Source organism: Immundisolibacter sp. (assembly GCF_041601295.1).
Lineage (GTDB): Bacteria > Pseudomonadota > Gammaproteobacteria > Immundisolibacterales > Immundisolibacteraceae > Immundisolibacter.
On record NZ_JBFIII010000154.1, the window covers coordinates 1 to 4333 of the forward strand.

Annotated in this window: 4 protein-coding genes and 1 pseudogene; all 5 read right to left on the minus strand. The window is 62.8% G+C overall.

Annotation, left to right across the window (positions count from 1 at the left end; translation table 11 throughout):
* A partial coding sequence (locus tag ABZF37_RS13740; protein ID WP_372720877.1) for a molybdopterin-dependent oxidoreductase occupies positions 1–1508 on the minus strand: 1508 nt, incomplete at its 3' end.
* A 46-nt stretch (positions 1509–1554) separates the two neighbouring features.
* Positions 1555–2226: a molecular chaperone TorD family protein gene (locus ABZF37_RS13745; RefSeq protein WP_372720879.1), complete on the minus strand. Its 672-nt coding sequence runs from the start codon at positions 2224–2226 to the stop codon at positions 1555–1557.
* Entirely contained in the window at positions 2223–2876 is a 654-nt protein-coding gene (locus ABZF37_RS13750) for an ethylbenzene dehydrogenase-related protein (protein WP_372720881.1), read from the minus strand. The genes ABZF37_RS13745 and ABZF37_RS13750 overlap by 4 nt, the downstream gene beginning before the upstream one ends.
* Positions 2876–3952 carry a 4Fe-4S dicluster domain-containing protein gene (locus ABZF37_RS13755; RefSeq protein WP_372720883.1) on the minus strand — a complete coding sequence of 359 codons (1077 nt, stop codon included), beginning with the start codon at positions 3950–3952 and terminating at the stop codon, positions 2876–2878. The genes ABZF37_RS13750 and ABZF37_RS13755 overlap by 1 nt, the downstream gene beginning before the upstream one ends.
* A gap of 47 nt (positions 3953–3999) precedes the next feature.
* Positions 4000–4333: pseudogene (locus ABZF37_RS13760) on the minus strand (ethylbenzene dehydrogenase); the annotation flags it as partial.

Genomic DNA, 4333 nt, shown 5'->3' on the forward strand with positions numbered 1-4333 from the left:
ATCTGCGCGAAGGCGGCCAGGCCGCCCTCGGCGACGGTTTTTTCCATCACCATCATCAGTTCGATATGGTCGGCCGGCATGGCCCAGGTGTTCCAGCCGGTGCCCGGCTTGCCCCAGTTGCCGGACAGGGCCATGGCCAGCATCAGCGCGCGTTCGCCAAGATCGCCGTGGTAGGTTTTGGCCGAACTGAAGCCGATGTAGGAGCAGGTGCGCTTGGTGGCGACTTTCTTGGCCAGCATGCGGGTCAGGCTGGGGTGTGCGCCCGATTGCTGCTGCACTTGCTCGGGGGTGTGATTGGCGTTGATCTGTGCCTTCAGAAGGGCATACACGGTGGTGACAACGACTTTCTCGCCGGTCGCAAGCGTGACCTCGAATTGACCTTCCAGAGCCGGTTCGCCGTCGAACAGCAGTGTGGCGCGCGGCGCCTTGGCGATCGCGCCGGCCTTGAGGTCATACAGGTACAGCTGGTCCTCACGACCGCCGCCGTCCACGTCGGTCTGGCGCAGATAGCGGCCGTTATCGGCCCGCACCAGCAGCGGCAGGTCGGTCTGTTCCTTCACGAAAGCTTCGTCCACCAGGCCATCGGCCATGATCACCTGGCAAATGCCCAGCCAGAAAGCCGCGTCGCAGCCCTGGTTGACGGGCACGTGATAGTCGGCGGTGATGGAGGTCGGGTTGTAGTCAGGCGAGATGGAGACGATTTCCGTGCCGTTGTACCGGGCTTCCGTCAGGAAGTGGTAGATGGCCGGCATGGTGTACGACCAGTTCGAGTAGGTAAGAAAAATCAGCTCGGCATCGAACAGGTTGTCGGCGCTGTAGCCGGTATGCATCTTGCCGATGGTGTCGAAAATACCCTTGTAGAAATCGCCGATCAGCACGTTCAGGTCCGGCAACACGCCACCGATGACCGAATTCATGCGCTGGGCACCGGCCCAGGAAACCGTGCCGGCATGTTCGTGTGGTGGGTCCAGCAGGAAGCCGTCGGAGCCCATTTCTTCCAGACCGTCGACGATGGCGCTGGCGATGTCGGTCAGCGCATCGTCCCAGCTGATGCGCTCCCATTTGGCCGAGCCGCGCTCGCCGACCCGCCGCAGCGGGTACTTGATGCGATGGTCGCCGTACAGGTTGGCATGAAACGAGCAGCCTTTCTGGCAACCCAACGGGTTGTAGTCCGGGTAGTTTTCATTGGAGGCCGGGTTTCGGGCGGCCTGTTCCTCGCGCCAGACCATGCCGTCCTTTACATACACGTGGAACGAACAGCAGCCGGGTAGGCAGGCGTTGGTGTGGGAGCCCCAGGAGACCTTGTCCCAGTTCCATATCTGTCGGTACAGGTCTTCAGTGCCACCGTACTGAACCGATTTTTCCGCCGCGATTACGCTTTTTACGTAGGTACCGGACAGCACGCCGCTCAACTGGGTGAGCGACAAGGCCACCGCGGTGCCGCCGCTGGCTTGCAGGAATCTGCGCCGGGCAGGATTGGTGATAGCGGCGGTTTCGGGCTTGCCCATCACGTTGCTCCAGGAAAAGATGCCTTTTTGGATGTCGGTGCCACGCTCAGACCGGCGGCTGTGGGCCGGCGTGAGGATTGCCAAGGTACGTGCAGTCGGCGCCGACGAAACGCGACACGGCATCGATCAGCACGTCATAGGGCTCCGCCTCATCGGTCTCGGCAAGCGCCACGCGCAGGCCAGGGAGCCAGCGCGCCAGATGCCGTTCAAGAAAATCGATCTGGCCGCGTCTGAGGTCGTCCGCGCTGTCCGACGCCCCGGCTTCCAGGAACGTGAGGTAGTGCATGAACTCGAGTTCCATAAGCAGGTGGTCCGGGCGCTCGCGGGCGCCGCCAGTGGAAAAATCCAAACCGAAAAAGCGGTAGAAGCGCAGCAGTTCCTCCCACAGCTGCTGTTCGGGAGGAGAGCCCTCGTGGCGCTGTTCGAGAATGGAGACCTGCGGCCGGCCGCCCACCGCGTCGAACAGCGCGGTATAGGTGCGGCCCAGCTCGCGCGCCTCGATCAGCGGTGGCCCCATGAAGGTGTAGCGATAGGGCAGTGCACCGGCTGCCAGCGCCAGTGCCTGGTACATCTCGCCGCTTTCGAGTGCTGCCGCCAGCTCTCCTTGCGGGAAACGCAGCGCTTCGGCAAACAGGCCATAAACGCGGCTGCGTGCGGCAGCTTCGGAATCGGCCGCGACTTCAAGAACTTCCGGTGCGGCCTCGGCAGGCGCGCTCACGTGGCCACCGGAACCAGTACGAAATCGCCCGAGAAGGACTTGCGCCCGGCCCGCTCCCGGTTGCCACCGTCCCAGACGCCGAAGGCCAGTTTGGTGGGAGTCCCAGGCTGGAACTGGGCATGTGTGTTGCCGATGTCGAGGGGGCGTTGCAGCACGACATGCCAGCGACCGCCCTGGTACAGGGATTTGGACACCAGCCTGGCGTCCTTGCCGGAGCGCCGCTCCGAGGTGCCGTAACCCTCGGCCACCACGTCGAACGGTTGCTCGGCCTTGTCGGCTTTCCAGTACCAGGCGTTGACCGGCTCACCGGGGCTGCCCATGGTGACGGCACTGGCCTTGGCGGTCAGGGGGAACATCACCGCCACGCCATCCACGAACTGGTCAAGGTCGGCAATCGTGTCGTGCTGGTCGCTGGCCCAGGACAGGCGCAGCGCCAACACCGTCCCATTGTGCAGACCGGCCGCGGTCAATCCGTGGATGACGCCGTGGTCGGTGCTCTGGGCGATGAACGGCGAGATGGCTTCGATGGCCGGGTTGTTCTTCAGCGGCGTGGGCACCATCGGGAAGTCCTGCGCCGTGGCCTGTTGCCAGACGGCGTTGGCAGGATCGAGCAGGGCGGCGGCATCCGCCGCGGCGCGCTTGATTTCCATTACATGGCCTCCTGCAGTGGGTCGTTGCTGAAGCCCTTGAAGCGATCCCAGAAGTTGCGGCCGATCAGCAGGTCCATGACCTCGGACGGTTCCCCATTCTGGCGCTTGGTGCGTTCAGCCTTGAGCTTGCCGATGACATCGACCACGCCGGGGCCGAACAGCTCGATCAGCACGCCGGCCTCGATGCGACCCTCGTCAGTGATGGATCCGTCATCGGCGAACGCCTTGGTGGAATCGAACGGCGGGATGTAGAACACGTTCGGCTCGGTTCCGAACTCCGGGTGCAGTGGCCTGGCCACTTTGTGCACGTAAATGAGCTTGTACAGGTCGCTGTCTTCCTCGTCCAGATAGCCGAAGATGCGCGTGCGGCCGGGGCACTGGCGATCGCAGGCCGGGGCGATGCCTTGCTCGACCCGCGGGTAGCACATGACGCATTTTTCGGATTTCTGCGACACCGGGTTGAAGTAAATGGCCTTGTAGGGGCAGGCCTCAACGCACAGCCGGTCGTCGTTGCAGCGCTCCTGGTCGAGTACCACGATGCCGTCTTCCTCGCGCTTGTACAGGGCGTTATGGGTACAGGCCTTCAGGCACGGCGCGTCGTCGCAGTGATAGCACTTGCGCGGCAGATAGAAGTAATAGCCGTTGGGCCAGTCGCCGCCGCCTTCGTCCTCGTCCCAGTTGTAGCCCCACTTCGGGTCTTCGCCGGACAGCGCGGCGCTGGGCTTCAGGTGCGTCTTGTTGCCCTTGCCGCCGTAGTAGACATCGGCATGGTTGAACTTGAAGTTGTCGCCGACGTCGCTGAAGGTGGTCAGCTTGCCGGGTGTGGGCGTTTTTTCGGTATCCGCCGCGTAGCCACCACCCATCTGTTCGTAGTCGCGCGGATAGCCGGCACCCGGATAGGTGGTGACGTTCATCCAGCGCATGTGCTCGGTGCCTTCGCGCGTGGTCCACAGGCTTTTGCAGGCAACGGTACAGGTCTGGCAACCCATGCATTTGTTCAGATCGATGATGTTGCCAACCTGGCGGGTGTGGCGCAGCAGTTCTTCCTTTGAGGCGCCGCGTTTTGCAAAAGCCATGGTTTTATCCTCTGTAAAAAATAAGGATTAACGGATATCAGGCCGATTCAGGCAGGGGTGATTTTTTCGATTTCCACCCGCACGCCGCGATCCGTGCTGGGGCCGGGGCTGCCGTTATAGAGGTAGTAGCGCAGTTGCTCATAGCCACCGGCCAGATGCAGCGGCTTGGGCATGCCGACCAGTGCCCGGTCGTAGACCTTCCAGTCCGGGAACTGGTAAGCCTCCCAGAAGTAGATCACTGCCTGATTGGGCGCCACCGTGGGTGAGGTGCGCACCATGATGGTGAAGTCGGACATGTCGTTGTAGGCGTGCACCATCTCGCCGTCGGCGATGTCGCGGGATTCGGCCATCTTGTCGTTCATGTGCATCACCGGCTGGGCG